Source organism: Arthrobacter globiformis (assembly GCF_046536215.2).
GTDB classification, from domain to species: domain Bacteria; phylum Actinomycetota; class Actinomycetes; order Actinomycetales; family Micrococcaceae; genus Arthrobacter; species Arthrobacter globiformis_E.
In genome coordinates this window covers 1463974-1484243 of record NZ_CM143421.1, presented here as the reverse complement: position 1 = coordinate 1484243, position 20270 = coordinate 1463974, and the positions used below count along the sequence as shown (strand labels likewise).

Annotated in this window: 16 protein-coding genes; 6 read left to right on the top strand and 10 right to left on the bottom strand. The window is 67.1% G+C overall.

The features are described from left to right. Nucleotide 1 precedes the first annotated feature (1 nt). Nucleotides 2–1426 (bottom strand): MFS transporter, encoded by a 1425-nt coding sequence (locus R5O87_RS06665; protein WP_410555766.1) that lies wholly within the window; start codon nucleotides 1424–1426, stop codon nucleotides 2–4. A 281-nt stretch (nucleotides 1427–1707) separates the two neighbouring features. On the opposite strand from R5O87_RS06665, the gene R5O87_RS06660 reads away from it, so the two are divergent. After that, entirely contained in the window at nucleotides 1708–3120 is a 1413-nt protein-coding gene (locus R5O87_RS06660) for an MFS transporter (protein WP_410555765.1), read from the top strand. 91 nt (nucleotides 3121–3211) lie between these two features. Here R5O87_RS06660 and R5O87_RS06655 read toward each other — a convergent pair whose 3' ends face one another. The 4 genes from R5O87_RS06655 to R5O87_RS06640 form a co-directional block, all read right to left on the bottom strand. Further along, a complete protein-coding gene (locus tag R5O87_RS06655) occupies nucleotides 3212–5023 on the bottom strand; it encodes an acetyl/propionyl/methylcrotonyl-CoA carboxylase subunit alpha (RefSeq protein WP_410555764.1) in 1812 nt (603 codons plus the stop codon). 102 nt (nucleotides 5024–5125) lie between these two features. Then, nucleotides 5126–5785, bottom strand: coding sequence for a Maf family protein (locus R5O87_RS06650; RefSeq protein ID WP_377994089.1), 660 nt, complete (start codon nucleotides 5783–5785; stop codon nucleotides 5126–5128). A 33-nt stretch (nucleotides 5786–5818) separates the two neighbouring features. Then, nucleotides 5819–8374 carry an MMPL family transporter gene (locus R5O87_RS06645; protein ID WP_410555763.1) on the bottom strand — a complete coding sequence of 852 codons (2556 nt, stop codon included), beginning with the start codon at nucleotides 8372–8374 and terminating at the stop codon, nucleotides 5819–5821. 1 nt (nucleotide 8375) lies between these two features. Continuing rightward, entirely contained in the window at nucleotides 8376–9170 is a 795-nt protein-coding gene (locus R5O87_RS06640) for a TetR family transcriptional regulator (RefSeq protein WP_410555762.1), read from the bottom strand. A 186-nt stretch (nucleotides 9171–9356) separates the two neighbouring features. Between R5O87_RS06640 and R5O87_RS06635 the strand changes: the two genes are divergently transcribed. Further along, entirely contained in the window at nucleotides 9357–9926 is a 570-nt protein-coding gene (locus R5O87_RS06635; RefSeq protein WP_410555761.1) for a hypothetical protein, read from the top strand. 61 nt (nucleotides 9927–9987) lie between these two features. On the opposite strand, the gene R5O87_RS06630 is transcribed toward R5O87_RS06635, so the two are convergent. From R5O87_RS06630 to R5O87_RS06610, 5 genes are all read right to left on the bottom strand, one after another. Continuing rightward, on the bottom strand, nucleotides 9988–10692 hold the full coding sequence (locus R5O87_RS06630; RefSeq protein WP_410555760.1) for an alpha/beta fold hydrolase: 705 nt from the start codon (nucleotides 10690–10692) through the stop codon (nucleotides 9988–9990). Between the two features lie 121 nt (nucleotides 10693–10813). After that, nucleotides 10814–12220, bottom strand: coding sequence for a dicarboxylate/amino acid:cation symporter (locus tag R5O87_RS06625; RefSeq protein ID WP_410555759.1), 1407 nt, complete (start codon nucleotides 12218–12220; stop codon nucleotides 10814–10816). Nucleotides 12221–12500: 280 nt separating this feature from the next. Beyond that, on the bottom strand, nucleotides 12501–14186 hold the full coding sequence (locus R5O87_RS06620; RefSeq protein WP_410555758.1) for a DUF885 domain-containing protein: 1686 nt from the start codon (nucleotides 14184–14186) through the stop codon (nucleotides 12501–12503). A gap of 49 nt (nucleotides 14187–14235) precedes the next feature. Continuing rightward, entirely contained in the window at nucleotides 14236–14463 is a 228-nt protein-coding gene (locus tag R5O87_RS06615; RefSeq protein WP_410555757.1) for an acyl-CoA carboxylase subunit epsilon, read from the bottom strand. Continuing rightward, on the bottom strand, nucleotides 14460–16043 hold the full coding sequence (locus R5O87_RS06610) for an acyl-CoA carboxylase subunit beta (protein ID WP_410555756.1): 1584 nt from the start codon (nucleotides 16041–16043) through the stop codon (nucleotides 14460–14462). Before R5O87_RS06610 ends, R5O87_RS06615 begins: the two co-directional genes overlap by 4 nt. Before the next feature lie 230 nt (nucleotides 16044–16273). On the opposite strand from R5O87_RS06610, the gene R5O87_RS06605 reads away from it, so the two are divergent. From R5O87_RS06605 to R5O87_RS06590, 4 genes are all read left to right on the top strand, one after another. Continuing rightward, a complete protein-coding gene (locus R5O87_RS06605) occupies nucleotides 16274–17170 on the top strand; it encodes an SDR family oxidoreductase (RefSeq protein WP_410555755.1) in 897 nt (298 codons plus the stop codon). Nucleotides 17171–17351: 181 nt separating this feature from the next. Beyond that, nucleotides 17352–18398, top strand: a complete 1047-nt coding sequence (locus R5O87_RS06600; protein WP_410555754.1) for a biotin--[acetyl-CoA-carboxylase] ligase — start codon at nucleotides 17352–17354, stop codon at nucleotides 18396–18398. Next, complete coding sequence (locus R5O87_RS06595; RefSeq protein WP_410555753.1) at nucleotides 18391–18990, top strand: PH domain-containing protein; 600 nt, start codon at nucleotides 18391–18393, stop codon at nucleotides 18988–18990. The genes R5O87_RS06600 and R5O87_RS06595 overlap by 8 nt, the downstream gene beginning before the upstream one ends. Next, nucleotides 18980–20185: an adenylate/guanylate cyclase domain-containing protein gene (locus R5O87_RS06590; RefSeq protein WP_410555752.1), complete on the top strand. Its 1206-nt coding sequence runs from the start codon at nucleotides 18980–18982 to the stop codon at nucleotides 20183–20185. Before R5O87_RS06595 ends, R5O87_RS06590 begins: the two co-directional genes overlap by 11 nt. The last annotated feature ends 85 nt before the right edge of the window (nucleotides 20186–20270 follow it).

The window sequence follows — 20270 nt, the reverse complement described above, 5'->3', positions numbered from 1 at the left end:
GTTAGACGTGTCCCATCGCATTTCGGTTGGCGTTGCGGATGTAGCAGAACCAGCAGACGGTCAGCATCAGGGCGTACGCTCCGACGAAGCCGTAGAAGGCCGGGGTGTAGGAGCCGCTGGCAGTGTTGGAAGCGTTCAGCACCTGTGGGATCACGAACCCGCCGTAGGCGCCGATGGCTGAGATCAGGCCGAGCGCGGAGGACGCCAGGCGCTGGGTCTGCACCGAGCTGGCGCCGGAGCGGGCCGCGCGGCTGGAAGTCGCGAAGATCACCGGGATCATGCGGTACGTGGCGCCGTTTCCGAAGCCGCTGGCCGTGAACAGCATCAGGAAGAGAACCAGGAAGAGCCAGAAGTTCTTCAGCGGCAGCGTCCAGATCATCGTCAGGGTGATGGCGGCCATCGAGGCGAAGGCGAATACGGTCATCCGCGCACCGCCCATGCGGTCGGCCATACGGCCGCCGTAGGGGCGGGCCAGCGAGCCGACCAGCGGGCCGAGGAAGGCCAGCGAAAGGGCCACCGCGCCTACGTGGATAGAGGAGAACGCCGGGAAATAGTCCTTGATGAGCTTGGGGAAGACGCCCGCGAAGCCGATGAACGATCCGAATGTACCGATGTACAGCAGGGCCATGACCCACAGGTGGGGTTCCTTGATCGCCGCGAGGGATCCCGCAACGTCGCCCTTTGCGCTGGTGAGGTTGTTCATGTACTTGTAGGCGCCGAATGCTGCGAGCAGGATCAGCGGCACCCACATGAGTCCGGCAACCGGGAGGTTGACGCTGCCGGCGGCCAGCAGCGTGATGGCGATCGGAACGGCAAGCTGGGCGACGGCGGCACCGAGGTTTCCGCCGGCGGCGTTCAGGCCCAGCGCCCAGCCCTTTTCCCGGGCGGGGTAGAAGAACGTGATGTTGGCCATCGAGCTGGCGAAGTTTCCGCCGCCGAAACCGGCCAGGGCGGCCACCAGGAGCATGACGCCGAACGGGGTTTCCGGGTTGGAGACACACAGCGCGAGCCCGGTGGACGGGATGAGCAGGAGCAGCGCGGAGACGATGGTCCAGTTCCGGCCGCCGAATCGCGGAACCATGAACGTGTAGGGGATCCGGAGCGTCGCGCCGACGAGGCTCGGCATGGAGATCAGCCAGAAGATTTCGGAGGTGCTGAACGTGAATCCTGCGGCCGGGAGCTGGACCACCACAATGGACCACAGCTGCCAGACGACGAAGCCAAGGAATTCGGCGAAGATGGACCAGTTGAGATTGCGGCGGGCGATGGAGCGGCCCTGGGATTCCCACTGGTGCTTGTTCTCGGCGTCCCAGTTGGCGATCCAGCGTCCGGGACGCTCTTCAAGGGCGGGTGCGTCGGTGGTTGTGGCGGCGGCAAGATCGAGGGAATTGTGGGTTCCGGCGTCTGCGGTGCGGTCAGCAGTCACGGTATACCTCCTTGGGGAATGTTGTCCTTCCAAGGTAGGGATGGCGCGTTTCGCAGACGGTCGCGCTTTGTTAACGTGCTGTGACATTTGCCTATCAGCCCGCCCGGGGCGGCGTTAGGCTGGTCGGACGGTCTCATGCTGAGACAACCCGGAACGTCCGCATGCTGGACGAACTTGTCCGTTCAACGGACGGTGCGAAGTAAGATTGAACTCTGTCTTATCCCTATGTTTGGAGGGGCTTCGGAACGAGGTCCGTCCAGTTCTCATGAAAGCGTCCCCACATGTCATCGCCTGCAACGTCAACGGAACATGGCACCGCCAAACCGGTGAACTCCAAGGGCAAAGTGATCTTTGCCAGCCTCATCGGAACGACGATCGAGTTCTACGACTTTTACATCTACGCCACCGCGTCGGTGCTGGTCTTCCCCAAGCTGTTCTTCCCCCAGGCAACGGAGATCAACGCCCTCCTGAGCTCGTTCGCGATCTTCGGCGTCGCCTTCATCGCCCGCCCCATCGGCTCGGTCCTGTTCGGGCACTTCGGCGACAAGTTCGGCCGCAAGGGTACCCTGGTGGCCTCGCTCCTGACCATGGGCCTCGCCACCTTCTTCATCGGCCTGCTGCCGACGGCTTCCGTTGCCGGCTGGACCATCCTCGCGCCGCTGCTGCTCGTGCTGCTGCGCTTCGCCCAGGGCCTGGCGCTGGGCGGTGAGTGGTCCGGCGCGGCGCTCCTGGCCACCGAGAACGCGCCCAAGGGCAAGCGCGCCGTTTACGGAACATTCCCGCAGCTCGGCGCCCCCATCGGCTTCATCCTGGCCAACCTGCTCTTCATCTGGTTCAACGCCGCCCTCACCCCCGAGGAATTCATCGCCTGGGGCTGGCGCGTTCCGTTCCTGCTCAGCGCCGTGCTCGTGATCGTCGGCCTCTACGTCCGGCTGAAGCTCGTGGAAAGCGTCTCCTTCCAGAAGGTCCTGAAGGAGGACAAGGTGGCCAAGGTCCCGTTCGCCGCCACCATCAAGAGCCACTGGCGCCCGGTTCTGGCCGGAACGTTCATCATGCTGGCCACGTACGTGCTGTTCTACATCATGACCTCCTTCACCCTGACCTACGGCACCAAGCCCGCCTCGGTTGCGGCCGCGCAGGCCGCCGCGGAGAAGGCCGGCAAGCCGATGTCCGCCGCCGAAGTCGCCAACTTCGTTCCCGGCCTGGGTGTTTCCCGCGGTGACTTCCTCTGGATGCTGATCCTCGGCGTCGTCTTCTTCGGCATCTTCACGCTCGTGTCCGGTCCGCTGGCCGAGAAGTGGGGCCGCCGCAAGTTCCTCATGGGCGTCACTGTGGGCATCTTCGTGTTCGGCGCACTTTGGTTCACCATGTTCGGCCCCGGCCCGGGCGCGGCAATCGTCGGCCTCATTGTCGGCTTCACGCTGATGGGACTCACCTTCGGCCCGATGGCTGCGATCCTGCCCGAGCTGTTCCCGTCCAACGTCCGGTACACCGGCTCGGCGGTTGCCTACAACCTCTCCAGCGTCATTGGCGCCGCCCCGGCGTCGTTCATCGCCATTGCCCTGTGGCAGGCAGCCGGCGGCAGCACCTGGCTCGTCGGCGTCTACATGGCGGTGGCCGCGGTGCTGACGTTCATTGCGCTGTGGATCACGCGTGAAACCAAGGACACCGACTACGAGAACAACGTGGCCTGACTCTTAGGCCTTCCGCTTAAAACGACAATGCCCGGTGTGGTTCACACCGGGCATTGTCGTTTGCTCTTCGAGCGCTTAGTCTTGGACCGCTTTAGTCTTCGATCGTGGCGATGACGGCGCCGGCGGCCACCGTCTGGCCCGCCGCTGCGGACAGGCCGGTAACCGTACCGGCGCGGTGTGCGGTGAGCGGCTGCTCCATCTTCATCGCCTCAAGTACGACGACGAGATCACCTTCGGCGACGACGTCGCCGTCGGCCACGGCCACCTTTACGATCGTTCCCTGCATGGGGGAGGTCAGGGCGTTGCCGCCCGCGGCGGTGGCGGCGCCGCCAGTGCGGCTGCGCTTCTTGGACTTGGCCGGCTTCGCGCCGGCAGCTGCCGCCCCGCTGAAGCCGAGGCTGGCGGGCAGTGCCACCTCGAGGCGCTTGCCGCCCACTTCCACCACCACGGTGCGGCGCTCGGCGGCGTCCTCACCCTCCGGTACGGCGCCGTTGGGCGTCCAGGCGGGAAGGTCGTTGACGAACTCGGTTTCGATCCAGCGCGTGTGGACGCTGAACGGACCCTCGGCCGGCGCGAACGCCGGGTTGCTGACCACGGCCAGGTCGAAGGGGATGACGGTGGGAATGCCTTCCACCACCATCTCCTCGAGGGCGCGGCGGGCGCGCTGCAGGGCCTGGGGACGGTTGGCTCCGGTGACGATCAGCTTGGAGAGCATCGAGTCGAAGTTGCCGCTGATGACGTCGCCCTCTTCGATGCCGGAGTCAATGCGGATGCCCGGGCCGGTGGGGTTCTTCAGGGTGCTCACGGTGCCCGGTGCGGGCATGAAGTTCCGGCCCGGATCCTCGCCGGTGATGCGGAACTCGAAGGAGTGGCCGCGGACCTCGGGGTCGCCGTAGCCCAGCTCTTCGCCGCGGGCCAGCCGGAACTGCTCGCGGACCAGGTCGATGCCGGTGACTTCCTCGGAAACGCAGTGCTCCACCTGCAGGCGGGTGTTGACCTCGAGGAAGGAGATGGTGCCGTCCTGGCCTACGAGGAACTCGCACGTTCCGGCGCCGAGGTAGCCGGCTTCCTTCAGGATGGCCTTGGACGATTCGTAGAGGCGCTCGTTCTGCTCCGCCGTCAGGAACGGGGCCGGGGCTTCCTCCACGAGCTTCTGGTTGCGGCGCTGCAGTGAGCAGTCGCGGGTGGAGACCACCACCACGTTGCCGTGGGCGTCGGCGAGGCACTGGGTTTCGACGTGGCGCGGGGCGTCGAGGAACCGCTCGATGAAGCACTCACCGCGGCCGAAGGCAGCGGTGGCCTCGCGGACGGCGGAATCAAAGAGTTCGGGGATTTCCTCGCGGGTGCGGGCCACCTTGATGCCGCGGCCGCCGCCGCCGAAGGCCGCCTTGATGGCCACGGGCAGGCCGAACTTGTCCGCGAATTCCAGGATTTCCTCGGCGGACTCCACGGGGTCGGCGGTGCCGGGAACCTGCGGGGCACCCACCTTCTCGGCGATGTGGCGGGCCTGGACCTTGTCGCCCAGGGCTGAGATGGATTCGGGCGAGGGGCCGATCCAGGTGATGCCGGCGTCGATGACCTTGGCCGCGAACTGGGCGTTCTCGGACAGGAAGCCGTAGCCGGGGTGGATGGCGTCGGCGCCGGACTGGCGGGCAACCTCGATCAGCTTGTCCATCACGAGGTAGGACTCGGCTGCAGTGTTGCCGCCCAGGGCGTACGCTTCGTCGGCGAGCCGGACGTGGAGGGCGTCCCGGTCGGGATCGGCGTAGACGGCGACGGAGGCGATGCCCTCGTCCCGGGCTGCGCGGATGACGCGGACGGCGATTTCACCGCGGTTCGCGATCAGAACCTTGGTGATTTTTGACTGCACTGGACCTGCGGACTGCTCCGGCTTTACTGACAAGGCGTCTCCTTCTTTCCTTCAGGGAGCCTAGCCTGAATTTGAGGATTCCGCTGATATTACTGGCGGAATCCGCGTGTAAGAGGCCCGGCCTTTGTAGGGAAGCTACAACTCCCCGGGATTTGCCGAGCCGGGCAGGTCCTGCCAGAACTCGGTGATGCTCACGTTCGCCTGGGCCAGCAGGGAACGCAGGGTGGAGACGGACAATCCGACGACGGCGTGCGGGTCGCCGTCGACTTTCCGGATGAAAGCGCCGCCCAGTCCGTCGATCGTGAAGGAGCCGGCGCAGTGCAGCGGTTCGCCCGTTGCGATGTAGGCGTCGATCTCCGCGAGCTGCATCTCCATGAAGTGAACTTCCGCGGAGGCGACGCTGCCCAGTGTGGCGCCGGAGCCGCCGTCGTCGTCCGTGTCCCGGCAGTCCACCAGCCAGTGGCCGGTGTGCAGGACCCCGCTGCTGCCGCTCATCCGCAGCATCCGCTGCCGGGCAACGTCCACGGTGTACGGCTTGCCGTGCGACTCACCGTCGAACTCAAAAACCGAATCGCAGCCGAGCACCAGGGCACCTTCGGCTTCCGGGAGCGAGGCGACGGCTTCAGCCTTGGCGCGGGCCAGGAGCAGGGCGGTGTCGTGCGGATCGGTGACGCCGTAACGCTCCTGCACGGCGTCCTCGTCGACGTCGGACACGAGGACCTCGTGTTCGATGCCGGCCTCGGTCAGGAGCTTGGTGCGGGCGGGGGACTGCGAGGCAAGAATGAGGCGGGTCACGGCTCCAGCCTAGTTGCTTTTTCGGGCGGCGGCTTAGCGCGCGGCCACCTCTGCAGGCTCGGCATCCGGATCGGCGTCGGGCTCGGCCGCCGTCGCCGGTGCCGGCTTGCTGAGCTTCGCCCCTTCGACGTCCACGTCCGGCAGGATGCGATCCAGCCAGCGCGGCAGCCACCAGGCCTTCCCGCCGAGGAGGTACATGACCGCCGGAACGATGGTCATGCGCACCACGAAGGCGTCAACCAGCACGCCGAACGCCATCGCAAAGCCGAGCGGCCGGACCATGTTCAGGTGCGAGAAGATGAAGCCCGCGAAAACGCTGACCATGATGATCGCCGCGGCGGTGACCACCGCGGAAGCGTGGCTGAAGCCGGAACGGACGGCGTGCTTCGCTGACTCGCCGTGCATGAAGGATTCACGCATGCCCGAGGCGATGAACACCTGGTAGTCCATGGCCAGGCCGAACAGCACACCGATCAGGATGATCGGCAGGAAGCTCAGCACGGCGCCGGGGTTGTCGACGCCGAACACCGCACCCAGCCAGCCCCACTGGTAGACCGCCACCACGGCGCCGAAGGCGGCCGCCAGCGACAGCAGGAAGCCGCCGGTCGCCAGCAATGGCACCACGATCGAGCGGAACACCAGCAGCAGCAGAATCAGCGAGAGCCCCACCACGATGGCCAGGTACGACGGCAGCGCATCGCCCAGCTTCGTGGACACGTCGATGTTGCCTGCCGTCTGCCCGGTCAGGCCGATGCTGACCCCGGTGGAGTTCTCGATCCCGGCGCGCTCCGCGCGGATGTCAGAGACCACTTTGACGGTGCTGGCGCTTGCCGGCCCCTCCTTCGGGATGACCTGGAACACCGCGGTCCCGCGGTCCTCACTGAGTGCCACCGGAATGACGGCGGTGACGTTCTCCGTCTTGCGCAGGATGTCCGCGACGTCGAGCTGTTTGGCCGTTGCGCCGGACTCGCCCAGGCCGTCCGGGAAGTCACCCACCACGATGATCGGCCCGGTCATGCCTTCGCCAAAGCTGCGCTTGGTGACGTCATAGGCCTTGAAGGCCTGGGAGTCGGCAGGTTCCGAGCCGCCGTCGGGCAGGGCAAGCCGCAGCTGGGCGGCGGGCAGGGCCACGATGCCCAGCGCCAGGACTCCGGCCAGCAACGCCAGCACCGGGTGCCGGGTGACCAGCCCGCCCCAACCGTGGCTGCTGCGGTGTTCGTCCTTGGCGCGGTCCTCGGCCTCGTGGTTGGGGTCGGCATTGTGCCGCTCCGCCTTGGCCCAGGCCCGCCTGGAAACCAGCCTGCTGCCCACGAGGGAGAGGATGGCGGGCGTCAGCGTCAGGGCGACGAGGACGGCAACTGCAACGGTTCCGGCCGCGGACACGCCCATGACGCCCAGGAACGGAAGGCCCGGGACCACCAGCGCAGCGAGGGCGATGATGACGGTCAGGCCGGCGAAGAGCACGGCGTTGCCCGAGGTTCCGGTGGCGCGGGCCACCGACTCTTCCGGATCCAGGCCTGCCAGCAGCTGGCCGCGGTGGCGGTTGACGATGAACAGCGAGTAGTCAATGCCGACGGCGAGGCCCAGCATAAGGGCGAGCATCGGGGAGATGGAACTCATGTCAATGAGGCTGCTCAGCGCCATGGTGCCGCCGACGCCCACCGCCACGCCGATCACCGCCATCAGCAGCGGCAGCCCGGCGGCGACCAGCGTGCCGAGCATGATGATCAGGACCAGTGCGGCGACGGCGATGCCGATGACCTCGGCTGTGCCGAAGATCTCGGAGACGTCCTCGCTGATTTCCTTGCTGGGCAGCGCCGTGACGCCCGCCGTGGAGACCTCCTGCACGATGTCCTGGACTTCCTGGCGCACCTTGGGGTCCAGCCCGTTGATGGAGGTCTTGAACTGGACCTGGGCAATGGCAGCCTTGCCGTCCGCCGAGACGAAACGCAGACCCTTGGATGCCTCCAGCTGGCGCTTGGCGAGTGCCAGCTTCGCGTCACCCGCCTCCAGTTCCCTGGTTCCGGCGTCGAGCTTTGCCTGGCCGGCGGCCAGAGCGGCTTTTTTCTGGCCCAGCTGGGCCTCGATGGCGGACGCCGGGAGTCCGGCCGAGGTCATCTGCGCCTCGGCGGCGGCCAGCTGTTCCTTGCCGGCGGCCAGTTCGGCGGCGGCCTTGCCAAGTTGGGCCTTGGCCGCCGCCGCCTTGGCTTCGCCGCCGGCCAGATCCTTCGCCGCCTGGTCCAGCTGGGCCTGCGTGGCGAACGGGTCGACGGTTCCCCGGACCTCCGGAAGGGCCTCGAGTTTGGTCAGGGCTGCGGACACCGCGTCCTTGCCGGCCTGGCTGAACTGGGCGCCATCGGCCTGGAAGACAACCCCGGCCGAGCCGCCGGAGGATGCCGGCAGCTCCTTCTGGAGCTTGTCGGCCATCTGCTGGGTTTCGGTGCCGGGAATCTGGAAGTTGTTGGACAGCGTGCCGTGAAAGGCTGCCGCTGCACCGCCGACTGCCAGCAGGACCGCGAGCCAGAGCGAGACGACGAGCCACCGGTGGCGGTAGGAAAACTTGCCAAGGCGGTACAGGAGAAGTGCCATGTCAGGACCGTTCTGCGTTGCGGGTGGAGGTATGGGCGGAAGAGTTCTTCGGGCCCGCCGGCGGTCCGGCGAAACCGGATCCGAGCAGGCCCATCGAATCGATGAGCAGCTGGCGCAGGATCGCCAGCGATTTGGGGGAGAGGTCGGGTCCGCACCGGCGGAACCAGACGTCCATGGCAGCCTTGCCGCAGGAGACGACTGATCCGGCGAGGGCCCGGACGTAGAGCTCGTCCTGGTCAGTTCCGATGTCCCGGTCAGTTCCGATGTCCTGGTCAGTTCCGATGTCCTGGTCAGTTCCGGGGCCCCGATGGGTACGCTCGCGGGCCGCGGCGACGATCTGCTCGGTGCAGTGGTCCCAGGCCTCGAGTTCGGAGCGTGCCATGAGCGGGTTGCCCTGGGTCAGGCCGAAAAGCTCGGCGAGCGGCGCGACGGTCATGGGATCTGCCAGTTCCACCAGGGCGGCGCGGGCTGACTCGAGGATGGGTTCGTCTGCGGGACGGCGGCGGAACTGTTCGAGGGCGCTGTCCAGGAAGCCGTTGGTCACCGACGCGATGGCGGCCTCCGTGCTGCTGAAGTAGTTGAAGAAGGTCCGGCGGGAAATGCCAGCTGCTTCGGCAATGTCCTCCACCGTGAAGTTGCCGGGGCCCTTCCGCCGCAAGAGGGCAAGTGTTGCGCCGGTTATTGCCTGCCGGGTGGCGGCCTTGTTCAGCTCTCGACGGGAAACCGGCCCGTCGGCGTCGGCCGGGACAGGATCCGGCGCCGGCGAAGGCGTAGGGGAGGAAGTGGAAGTGGACACCCATTTACACTACGTGCAAGTTTGCACTCTGCGCAAATGATGGGCGTGGCTCACAGCTTGGGCGGCAAAATTCACAGCGTCTTCACAGCCGGACAAAAGCAGTTCTTGAGGAGGATGGTGCATCCTGTTGTCGTAGCCGGCACGGCGGCGATGATGCCTCAAGGCCGGCGGATCGAGGAGCGGACCATGGAGCGTTCAAAGAAAGTGGCTCTCGGACTGGGCGCGACCGCCTTGGCGCTGGGCACCGGATTCGGTGTCACCGGAATGGCGGCCACAACAACAGCCGCTCCCACACCCAGCCCTGCAGCAAGCAGCCCATCCAGCGGTCCCCTCGACGGGCCGCGATTCGACGGCGGCCGGCACGGGCACGGCCATGGATATGGACGCGGCCACGGGGTCCTCAAGGGGGACGCCGCGGCGCTCGCGGCCAAGCTGGGCGTGGACCAGGCCAAGCTGGAGGACGCCCTGCGGGCGTTCCGCCAGGCTAATCATCCGAACGGCCCCCGCACGGACGGCGCCAAACCGGACAAGGCAGCCCGGGAAGCGGCTCTGGCAGCCTCGCTGGCCAAATCCCTGGGCATCGATGAAGCCAAGGTCAAGGCCGCGCTTGAGGAGCTCCGCACCCAAGTGCAGGCGGACCGTGCGGCAGCCCTGAAGGGCCGGCTCGATCAGGCGGTGAAGGACGGCACGCTCACCCAGGCCGAAGCCGACGCCGTCACCAAGGCCGTGGAAAAGGGAGTGATTGGCGGCCACTAAACCCGTCAAGGGCCAGGAACCGGCCCCGGGCAGGACGGAGGGGTTTGGCGTGCCTCTCCAGTCAGTTTGTCCGGTCGACGGCGGCGAGGATTGCCGCTCCCAGTTCCGCGGGCTTGGTGAACTGGGGCCAGTGCCCGGTGGGCAGGTCCACGAGTTCCACATCGCGGATGCGGGCGAGCTCCTCAACGTAGGGATGCCCGGCGTCCATCCACTCCGTCAGCAGCGAGGACGGGAACTCGCACGCGATCACCGTGGCAGGGACGTCGTAGCGGCGCACATCGTGAAGGCGCTGCTTGTCGCAGGCCACGGCCTTTGGCTGCGGGATGGACCGTGCCCGGAATTGTTCGCGCAGCCCGTCGTCGAGATCGGTGAGGTCGGCGTCGTCGAACACGTCCCACGAGGGTAAAGGGATCTCATCACCGGCAGCCGGCAGTTCATCATTGATGACTCCGCCCTCGCCCAGAGGTCCGCTGTCCACGTACACCGCCCGGACCACCCGATCGGGGCGCTGGTCCACGGCGCCATGGATGATGGCGCCTCCGCCGGAGTGGCCCACCAGGACCAGCGGACCCTCAATGCCGTCAATGGCTTCCACCACTGCGTTGATGTGGTCGCGGAGTCCGATGCCGGAACGCTTGGCGTCCTTTGCCTCGAGTCCCGGGAGGGTCAGGGCATGGATCTGGTGGCCGGCCTCCACAAGCGGGGGAGTAACGCCGGACCAGGATGAACCATCGAGCCAGAAACCGGGAACCAGAATGATGTCCATGCCCGTACCCTACCCTTGCTCCCTGCCGCCCGTGCCCATTTGGGCGGCCGGACTTTGGCAGCCGGACTTAAATGAGCGTGCCCCGGGGGGTAAACTCCGGGGCACGCTCATTCAAGCAAAGTCAGGCCTTCGAACCCGCCAGCTCACGCTCGACGGCGGCGGGGGCCTCTTCCTCGCGGAAGGCCTCCCCGGTGCGCGGTGCGTTGTAGAGGGCTTCGTCGAGGATTCCCTGACGCTTGGCCACAATGGCGGGCACGAGTGCCTGGCCGGCCACGTTCACGGCAGTGCGGCCCATGTCCAGGATGGGGTCGATAGCCAGGAGAAGCCCGACGCCGGCCAGCGGCAGGCCCAGCGTGGAGAGGGTCAGTGTCAGCATGACGACGGCGCCGGTGGTTCCGGCCGTCGCAGCCGAACCGAGGACGGAGACCAGTGCGATCAGCAGGTACTGGCTGAAGTCGAGCTGGATCCCGAAGAACTGGGCCACGAAGATCGCGGCGACGGCCGGGTAGATCGCTGCGCAGCCGTCCATCTTGGTGGTGGCGCCCAGCGGCACGGCGAAGGACGCGTAGCCCCGTGGAACACCGAGGTTGCGCTCGGTGACGCGCTGGGTCAGCGGCAGTGTGCCGATGGAGGAGCGGGAAACGAACGCCAGCTGGATGGCCGGCCACGCACCGGAGAAGTACTGCTTGACGGACAGGCCGTGGCTGCGGACCAGAACCGGGTAGACGCCGAACAGCACCAGGGCCAGGCCGATGTAGATGGCAACGGTGAACTTGCCCAGCGAGCCGATGGTGTCCCAGCCGTAGACGGCCACCGCGTTGCCGATCAGGCCCACGGTGCCCAGCGGCGCGATGCGGATGATCCACCACAGCACCTTCTGGATGACGGCCAGTGCAGAGGCGTTGAGGGCGAGGAACGGCTCGGCCTGCTTGCCCACCTTGAGGGCGGCAACGCCGACGGCGATGGCGATCACCAGGATCTGCAGGACGTTGAAGCTGACGGAGGTGGTCACGGCGCCGGAGTCGGTGACCGTGGAGCTGGCGCCGAGGCCAAGGAAGTTCTTGGGGAACAGTCCGATCAGGAACGCCCACCAGTCGCCCTGCTTGCCGTCGTATTCCGCGTTGCCGGAGATGCCGGTGTTGGCGCCCGGCTGCAGGAGCACGCCCAGGCCGATGCCGATCAGCACGGCGACCAGCGACGTGATGGCAAACCACAGCAGCGTGTTCCAGGCCAGCCGCGCCGCGTTGGAGACCTCACGCAGGTTGGAGATGGAGCTCACCACGGCGGTGAAGATCAGCGGCACGACGGCGGTCTGCAGCAGCGAAACGTAGCTGGAGCCGATGGTCTGCAGCGTGGCGCCCAGCCCGTTGGGGTTCGCCTTGGTGCTGCCGGTGTACTTGGCCAGCAGGCCAAGCCCCAGCCCGACGATCAGGGCCGCAATGATCTGGAAGCCGAAGGAACCTGCCCACCGGGGCAGCTGGAAGCCGGAACGCCCGGCCGCGGATGAAGTCGATTGATTGCTCACCACAACAAGCTAGGCTGCATAAAATACAGCTTCCAGCTGACATTGAGAAATATTACGCGGTCATATGCGCCTGCGATGGTCCCGATGCCCGGAAAACCGGCGTGAGGCCGGTGTTTTATGAAGTTATTCCCGCGGCACGTGTGGCAAACATCTCGCCCTAGCCAGGGAGTTTTCGTCCAGATATCGCGACTTGGCGGGCCATAAACTCGCGATATCTGGACAAAAACTCGGATCCCCGGCGGGCGGGCGGGCCTTGAGGTCGACGGGCTCAGTCAGCGGCGCGTCAGTCGAGCATGGCGCGCTTGAGGGTGTCGAGGCCTACGGAGCCGATGTTCAGCGCCTTGGTGTGGAAGGCCTTGAGGTCGAAGCCCGGGCGGGCTTCGAGATCCGCACGGATCTGCTCCCACAGGCGTTGCCCCACCTTGTAGGACGGGGCCTGGCCCGGCCAGCCGAGGTAGCGTGCGAATTCGAACTGCAGGTTGCCCTCGCTGATGTCCAGGTTGGCCTTGAGGAAATCGAAGCCCTTCTCCGGCGTCCAGGCGCCCGTCCCCCAGCGCGCAGGAACATCGAGTTCCAGGTGGACGCCGATATCGAACACCACCCGGGCGGCCCGCATGCGCTGCATGTCCAGCATGCCCATGTGGTCACCCGGATCCTTGAGGTAGCCGAGTTCCTCCATGAGCTTCTCCGCGTACAGCGCCCAGCCCTCGCCGTGCCCTGAGGTCCAGCAGACATTGCGGCGCCAGCTGTTGAGCAGTTCGCGCCGGTAGACAGCGGTGGCCACCTGCAGGTGGTGGCCGGGCACGCCCTCGTGGAAGACGGTGGTGGTCTCGGCCCAGGTGGTAAACGTGTCCTCGCCTGCGGGGACGGACCACCACATGCGCCCGGGCCGGCTGAAGTCATCCGACGGCCCCGTGTAGTAGATGCCGCCCTCGTCGGTGGGCGCGATCCGGCATTCCAGCGTCTTCATGACATCGGGAATCTCGAAGTGGACGCCGGCAAGGTCGGAGACGGCGCGGTCGGACAGCTCCTGCATCCACGCCGTCAGGGCACCCGTTCCCTTGAGCCGGCGGGCGGGATCACTGTTGAGGATCACCTTGGCCTCCGCGATGGAGGCGCCCGGCTTGATCTGCCCGGCCACCTGTTCCTGCACGGCAATGATCCGCTCAAGTTCCTCAACGCCCCACGCGTAGGTTTCCTCGAGGTCGACGGCGGCACCCAGGAACACCCGCGAGGCAAGGGCGTAGCGCTCCCGGCCCACGGCGTCCTTCTCCGGGGCGACGGGCAGCAGCTCGTCCCGCAGGAACGCGGCCAGTTCGGTGTACGCCGCCCGGGCGGCGGCAGCACCGGCGTCGAGCTTCTCCTGCAGGTCCGCCGGCAGCGGGCCGTCCGCTGTTTTGGCGTCCGCGGCGAGCTTGGCAAAGAAGCCGTCGTCCGCGGCGTACTTGGTGGTCTGCTCGATCACGATGGACACCTGGCGCCGGGCCGAGACCTTGCCGTCGTCCTTGGCAGTCCGCAGGGATTCGATGTAGCCGCTGATGGCCGCCGGTACGCTGTGCGTGCGGCCGGCGATGTTGGCCCAGTGCTCCTCGGTGTCCGTGGGCATGAGGTCGAAGATGGAGCGGATGTTCTGCGCCGGGGAGTCGATGTTGTTCAGCTCGGCCAGATTCCAGCCGGAATCGTGGATCTCCAGCTGGAGGCCAAGGCGTTCGCGCAGGGCATCGAGGGTGACGGCGTCGACGTCGTCAACGGGTTCCAGGCCCTCGAGCGCTTCCAGGGTTTTCCGTTCCGCCGTGGCGAACCTGCCGAGCCCGGCAGGGGAAAAGTCCTGGAACTCGGTGTCGTGCCCCGGGATGCCGAGCGTGGTGGCCAGGCTCGGGTCCAGGGCGAGGAGCGTGTCGGTGTGGGCGTCGGCGACGGCGTCGATGGCGGTCCGGGGGCGCGCCGGGGCGGCAGATTCAGTAGTCACCCCACGAGACTAACGGCGGGGTTCCGGTTATGAAAGACTTATTGAACTTTCAGCCCCGGCTGCGCTTCCAGGCGCCCGGACCCGGCGTCGGCTCCAGCCGCAGCTGCTGCCGCCGCATCCACTGCCGGATGCTCGGCTTCTCCGGGCGGCCCGCCGAGGCGGAACCCAGGGAAAGTACGACGGCGGTAAGCGCCGCCAGCTCCTCGGCCGTCGGTTCGCCCTTGGTGACGGAAAACAGGGTTTGGGCCGGCTCGGCCGCCGGGTTCTGCGCGGTCACAGCGGGATGTTTCCGTGCTTCTTGGTGGGCAGGCTGGCACGCTTGTCGCGCAGCGCCCGGAGTCCCTTGATGATCTGCAGCCTCGTGTCCGACGGCGCGATGACGGCGTCAACGTAGCCCAGCTCTGCGGCCTGGTACGGGTTGAGCAGCTCCTCCTCGTACTGCCGGATGACATCGGCACGCTTGCCCTCGACGTCGCCCCCGGCCTCGGCCACGGCGGCGAGGTCGCGGCGGTAGAGGATGTTGACGGCGCCCTGGGCGCCCATCACGCCGATCTGGGCGGTGGGCCACGCGAGGTTCAGGTCAGCCCCTAGCTTCTTGGAGCCCATCACGATGTAGGCGCCGCCGTAGGCCTTGCGGGTGATCACGGTCAGCTTGGGAACGGTGGCTTCGGCGTAGGCGTAGAGGAGCTTGGCGCCACGGCGGATGATGCCCTGGAACTCCTGGTCCTTGCCCGGCAGGAAGCCCGGAACGTCCACGAGGGTGATGATCGGGATGTTGAAGGCGTCGCAGTGCCGGACGAAGCGGGCCGCCTTTTCGGAGGCCGAGATGTCCAGCGTGCCGGCGAACTGCAGCGGCTGGTTGGCCACGATCCCCACGGTGTGGCCTTCAACACGGCCGTAGCCGATGATCACGTTCGGAGCGTACAGCGACTGCATCTCCAGGAAGTGGGCGTCATCGACGATCTGCTCGATGACCTTGCGCATGTCGTAGGGCTGGTTCGCGGAATCCGGGATCAGCGTGTCGAGGGCGAGGTCGTCCTCGTCGAGCTCCAGCTCCTGCTGGTGCTCGAGCACGGGCGCCTCGGAGAGGTTGTTGGAGGGCAGGAAGTCGAGCAGTTCCCGGACGAACTCGATGGCGTCGGCTTCGTCGGAGGCCAGGTAGGTGGAGGTTCCGGTGGTGGCGTTGTGCTGCCGGGCGCCGCCGAGGGTCTCCATGTCCACGTCCTCGCCGGTGACGGTCTTGATGACGTCCGGGCCGGTGATGAACATGTGCGAAGTCTTGTCCACCATGACCACGTAGTCGGTCAGGGCGGGGGAGTAGGCGGCGCCGCCGGCGCACGGGCCCATGATGAGGGAGATCTGGGGTACGACGCCGGAGGCGTGGACGTTGTTGCGGAAGATGTCCGCGAACATGGCCAGCGAGGCGACGCCTTCCTGGATCCGGGCACCGCCGCCGTCGTTGATGCCCACCACCGGGCAGCCGTTGCGGAGGGCGAATTCCTGGACCTTCACGATCTTTTCGCCGTTGACCTGGCTCAGGGAGCCGCCGTAGACGCTGAAGTCCTGGCTGTAGAGGGCCACGAGCCGGCCGTCCACGGTGCCGTAACCGGACACGACGCCGTCGCCGAGCGGCTTCTTCTTCTCCATGCCGAAGGCGGTGGAGCGGTGGACCGCCAGGGCGTCGAACTCCACGAAGGAGCCCTCGTCCACGAGCAGGTCGATGCGCTCGCGGGCGGTGTTCTTGCCGCGTGCATGCTGCTTTTCGATGGCTTCAGGGCCGGAAGGCTGTTCAGCACGGGCCTGGCGGTCGCGGAAATCGGCAATCTTTCCCGCCGTCGTGGTCAGATCGTGGCTCATGAAGTGTCTCCGGCTCTGTAGCTGTTGTGCTGTAGCTGTTCTGCTGCGGCAGCGTGACGCGGGGCCTGGTTGCCGGTTTAAGTAGCATCCGTACAAATCCAAAGCCCTGATGGCTAGTCTAGTGACGCAAATTCCCGGGACCGCTGTAGGGTTCCTACAATTTTCGTCCGTGGCGCCGACGGAACTGTCGATGTTACTCATGAGTAACAAATTGCGGCTAGAGTGTCCCTATGACTTCGAGCAGCGACGCTTACCCCGTTCCGGCCACGCCCTACCGGGCCGCCGGCAGCCTGCGCGGCCGGACCATCCTGATGTCCGGCGGAAGCCGCGGCATCGGCCTGGCGATCGCCCGGCGGGCAGCGCGCGACGGCGCCAACGTGGTGCTGCTCGCGAAGACCGGAGAGCCGCACGCCAGGCTCGAAGGTACCGTCTACAGCGCCGCCGAACAGTTGGAAGCCGTTGGCGGCTGTGCCCTGCCGCTGGTGGGGGATGTCCGGAAGGATGACGACGTCGCCCGCGCCGTGGACGCCGCCGTCGGCCGCTTTGGCGGAATCGACGTCGTGGTCAACAATGCCTCCGCGATCGACCTCTCGCCGACGGACGCCGTGGACATGAAGCGCTACGACCTCATGCAGGACATCAACGTCCGCGGTACGTTCCTGCTGTCCAAGCTGGCGCTGCCCGCCCTGCGGAAGTCATCCGGCGGCCACATCCTCACGCTCTCGCCGCCGCTCAACCTTGACCCGAGGTGGGCGGGCCGGCACCTGGCGTACACCCTCGCCAAGTACGGCATGAGCCTGACTACGCTGGGCCTGGCAGAGGAGCTCAGGAACGACGGCATCTGCGTCAACTCGCTGTGGCCGCGGACGCTGATCGACACGGCCGCCATCCGGAACATGGCAGGCGGCGAATCAATGGTCCGGGCTGCCCGCGGACCCGAGATCATGGCCGACGCCGCCCACGCCGTGCTCACGGGGGCTGCGAGCCTGGCGGGCACCACTGGGACCTTCAGCACAGGCAACTTCTACACGGACGAGCAGGTTCTGGCCGCCGCCGGCGTCACCGATTTCCGTCCCTACAGCCTGGGGGCGGGGGAAGCGGACCTCGTCCCTGACATCTTCCTGTGACAGCGCGAACGTACACTTGTGGCCCCTTTCCCTCCGGAATTGGGGCCGCAAGTGTACGTTCGCGCCCGGCTTCTTCCCGTGGGCCGGCCTCTTTATGGTTTTGCTGGCATCTTCCTGTGAGCCTGCTTCTGACCACGGGCTTTCCCGGCCGGGCGGCCTGGCGAGTCGCTAGGATTCAACTATGGATGCCGCACGCCCTGACGATAGCCGTGGACCGCAGGAGAACCTGACCGGAGCGAAGGGCCTGCCCGAGCGGCCGGCACTGGACCGGGAGGCCCTGTCCGACGCCAACTTCCTCGCCGCCACCGGCATCGCCCAGCTCGCGGTGGTGGACACGACCGGGTCCACCAACGCCGACCTGCTGCGGGCCGTGGCCGCGGATCCCAAGGCCTGGCCCGACCTGGCAGTCCTGACGGCTGAGCACCAGACCGCCGCGCGCGGCCGCCTCGACCGCGCCTGGGAAGCGCCGGCACGCAGCTCCGTCCTGGTCTCCCTGGTGCTTCGGCCGGTCAATGCCGACGGCCAGCCCCTGCCCACCGAGACCTACTCCTGGCTGTCCCTCCTGGCCGCGGTCGCGCTGCGCGACGCGCTCGATGAGACAGCCGGAATTCCCGCTGACCTGAAGTGGCCGAACGACGTCCTGGTGCGGGGCGGGAAAATCGCCGGCATCCTCGCCCAGCTCGGCCCGATGGGCGACGGGTCGGTGCCGCCCGTCATCCTGGGCACCGGGCTGAACGTCACGCTCACCGAGGACGAACTTCCGGTGCCCACTGCCACGTCCGTCCAGCTGCAGGGTGCCCGAACGGTGGACCGCACGGCGCTGCTGAAGAGCTACCTCTCCCGTTTTTGCACGCTGTACCGCAGCTTCTGCAACGCCGACGGCGACGCTACCGCCGGCCTGGCCGGCGGGCCTTCGCTGCACAAGCGCGTCGAAACGGCGATGGTCACCCTCGGCCAGCAGGTCCGCGCCCAGCTTCCCGGCGACCACGAGATCATCGGCCACGCGTCCCGGCTTGATGACTCGGGCTCCCTCCTGGTGGTGGATGCCTCCGCCCACGAGCATGTGGTGACGGCGGGCGACGTGGTCCACCTGCGCCCGTGGTCGCCGCAGGACTCTGGAAAGCACGGGTCTGACAAGCACGGGTCTGACACGCACGGCTCCGGCAAGCACAGCTTCGACCAGCACAGCTCCGACAAACAGGGGTCCGGCGAAAGCGGTTATGCGTAAGGAACTCCTCCCGGGCGAGCAGGTCATTGTGGTGACCCGCCCGCAGCCGAGGATGCTGTTCATCCCGGCGGTGGTTTTCATTGTGGTGCCCGCCCTTGTGGCATTTGCCAGCGCGTGGATCATCCGCGGCGGCCTGTCCGCGCTCGCCCCCGCCGTCACCGGGGAATGGACGTCGTGGGCAGTGGCGGGCTGCGTGCTTGCCGGCCTCTGGATCCTGCTGGGATACTGCCTGCCGCGGCTGCTGCGGTGGCAGTCCACCCGGTACGTCCTGACCAGCCAACGGGTCCTGGCGCGCCACGGCATGCTCCGCCGCAGGGACCGGCAGGTTTTCCTGGTCTCAGTGCGTAATGTCACAATCAGCCAGTCGATGCTCCAGCGGATGTTGCGTTCGGGGAATATATCCTTGGATGCCGGGCACCATTTCGGCACCGTGCTGAAGGATGTGCCGGAAGTTGCCACCTTCCACCGGTTCTTGCTGGACGCCCTTGATGAGCTTCCGGACGAAGAACCATTTGGATTGGGTCAGGCGCCGGATGTGCCCGACGCCCGGTTTCCGCGGGATGTGAGAGAAGGTGGAAGAGATGAACGATGAGGATCAGCGCGGCGGCCACGAGGCAGGCACGCAGGCGGCAGGCACGCAGGAGACCGGCAGGTACGGGACTGGCGCAGACCAGGCCGGCGCGCAGGACAACGGCCACCGGGAGGTGACGGACGCCGTCGTCGAAAATCCGCCCACCGGCACCCTGTCCGCGGAACGGATCGCAGCCAAGACCCTCGAGGCACGGCTTCTGGGCGGCGAACGCAAGCTGCGCCGCCGCGAGGTGGCAGGCGGTGTGGGCCTGTCGCTGCTCTCGGCGCGCAAACTGTGGCGTGCACTTGGCTTCCCCAACTGGGGTGACGACGATGTCGCCTTCACGGAGCGCGACCAGGCCGCCCTGTCCACGGCTGTGGGCATGGTCCGGGCCGGAAAGCTCACCGAGGAGGCCGCCATCTCCGTGACGCGTGCCATCGGGCAGATGACGGACCGCATGGTGGTGTGGCAGATCGAGGCACTGGTTGAGGACATGGTCCATGAGCAGGGTCTTACGGATGCCCAGGCCCGCAAGCGCCTGGTCCATGAGCTGCCCGCGCTGGTGGACCCCCTTGAAGAGATGCTGGTCTACTCCTGGCGGCGCCAGCTCAACGCCGGCGTGCAGCGGCTGGCCGTCCGGGCTGAAGCCGGGCTGCAGGCCAGCGAGGAAGGCCGCGAGGGTGACGAGGACGACGCGCCGCTTCCCCTGGCCCGTGCCGTGGGCTTCGCCGACCTGGTGTCCTACACAAGCCTTTCCCGCCGGATGAACGAGAAGACCCTCGCCAAGCTGGTGCAGCGGTTCGAGAACAAATGCGCCGAGATCATCTCGGTGGGCGGCGGCCGGCTGGTGAAGACCGTGGGCGACGAAGTCCTCTACATCGCCGAGACACCCGCAGCGGGCGCCGAAATCTCCCTTGCCCTGGCGGAGGCCTTCACCCGGGACGAGATCCTGCCCGAGGCGCGCGTTGCCATGGTCTGGGGGCGGATCCTTTCCCGCCTGGGCGACATCTACGGACCCACCGTCAACCTTGCCGCGCGGCTGACCACGCTTGCCGATCCGGGCACCGTGCTGGTGGACTCGATGACGGCGGCGGCGCTGGACCAGGACGAGCGGTTCGTGCTCATTCCCCAGGACGTGGAGAACGTCCGGGGATTCGGCGAGATCCAGCCGGTCACCCTCGCGAGGGGGCGGGGCAAAGGCCTGGTGGTGGACTGAGGCGGTTGGACTTGCGGTCCCGGCGCGGATCCGGGCAGGCAAGCCGGCGTGGGCAGTCCTCCCCATCGCCCCGATGGGATTCCGC

Excerpts from the sequence above, each read along its gene's own strand:
- R5O87_RS06660 (WP_410555765.1), top strand. The coding sequence starts at position 1,708 with ATGTCATCGCCTGCAACGTCAACGGAACATGGCACCGCCAAACCGGTG.
- R5O87_RS06645 (WP_410555763.1), bottom strand. The coding sequence starts at position 8,374 with ATGGCACTTCTCCTGTACCGCCTTGGCAAGTTTTCCTACCGCCACCGG.
- R5O87_RS06635 (WP_410555761.1), top strand. The coding sequence starts at position 9,357 with ATGGAGCGTTCAAAGAAAGTGGCTCTCGGACTGGGCGCGACCGCCTTG.
- R5O87_RS06630 (WP_410555760.1), bottom strand. The coding sequence starts at position 10,692 with ATGGACATCATTCTGGTTCCCGGTTTCTGGCTCGATGGTTCATCCTGG.
- R5O87_RS06610 (WP_410555756.1), bottom strand. The coding sequence starts at position 16,043 with ATGAGCCACGATCTGACCACGACGGCGGGAAAGATTGCCGATTTCCGC.
- R5O87_RS06605 (WP_410555755.1), top strand. The coding sequence starts at position 16,274 with ATGACTTCGAGCAGCGACGCTTACCCCGTTCCGGCCACGCCCTACCGG.
- R5O87_RS06600 (WP_410555754.1), top strand. The coding sequence starts at position 17,352 with ATGGATGCCGCACGCCCTGACGATAGCCGTGGACCGCAGGAGAACCTG.
- R5O87_RS06595 (WP_410555753.1), top strand. The coding sequence starts at position 18,391 with ATGCGTAAGGAACTCCTCCCGGGCGAGCAGGTCATTGTGGTGACCCGC.
- R5O87_RS06590 (WP_410555752.1), top strand. The coding sequence starts at position 18,980 with ATGAACGATGAGGATCAGCGCGGCGGCCACGAGGCAGGCACGCAGGCG.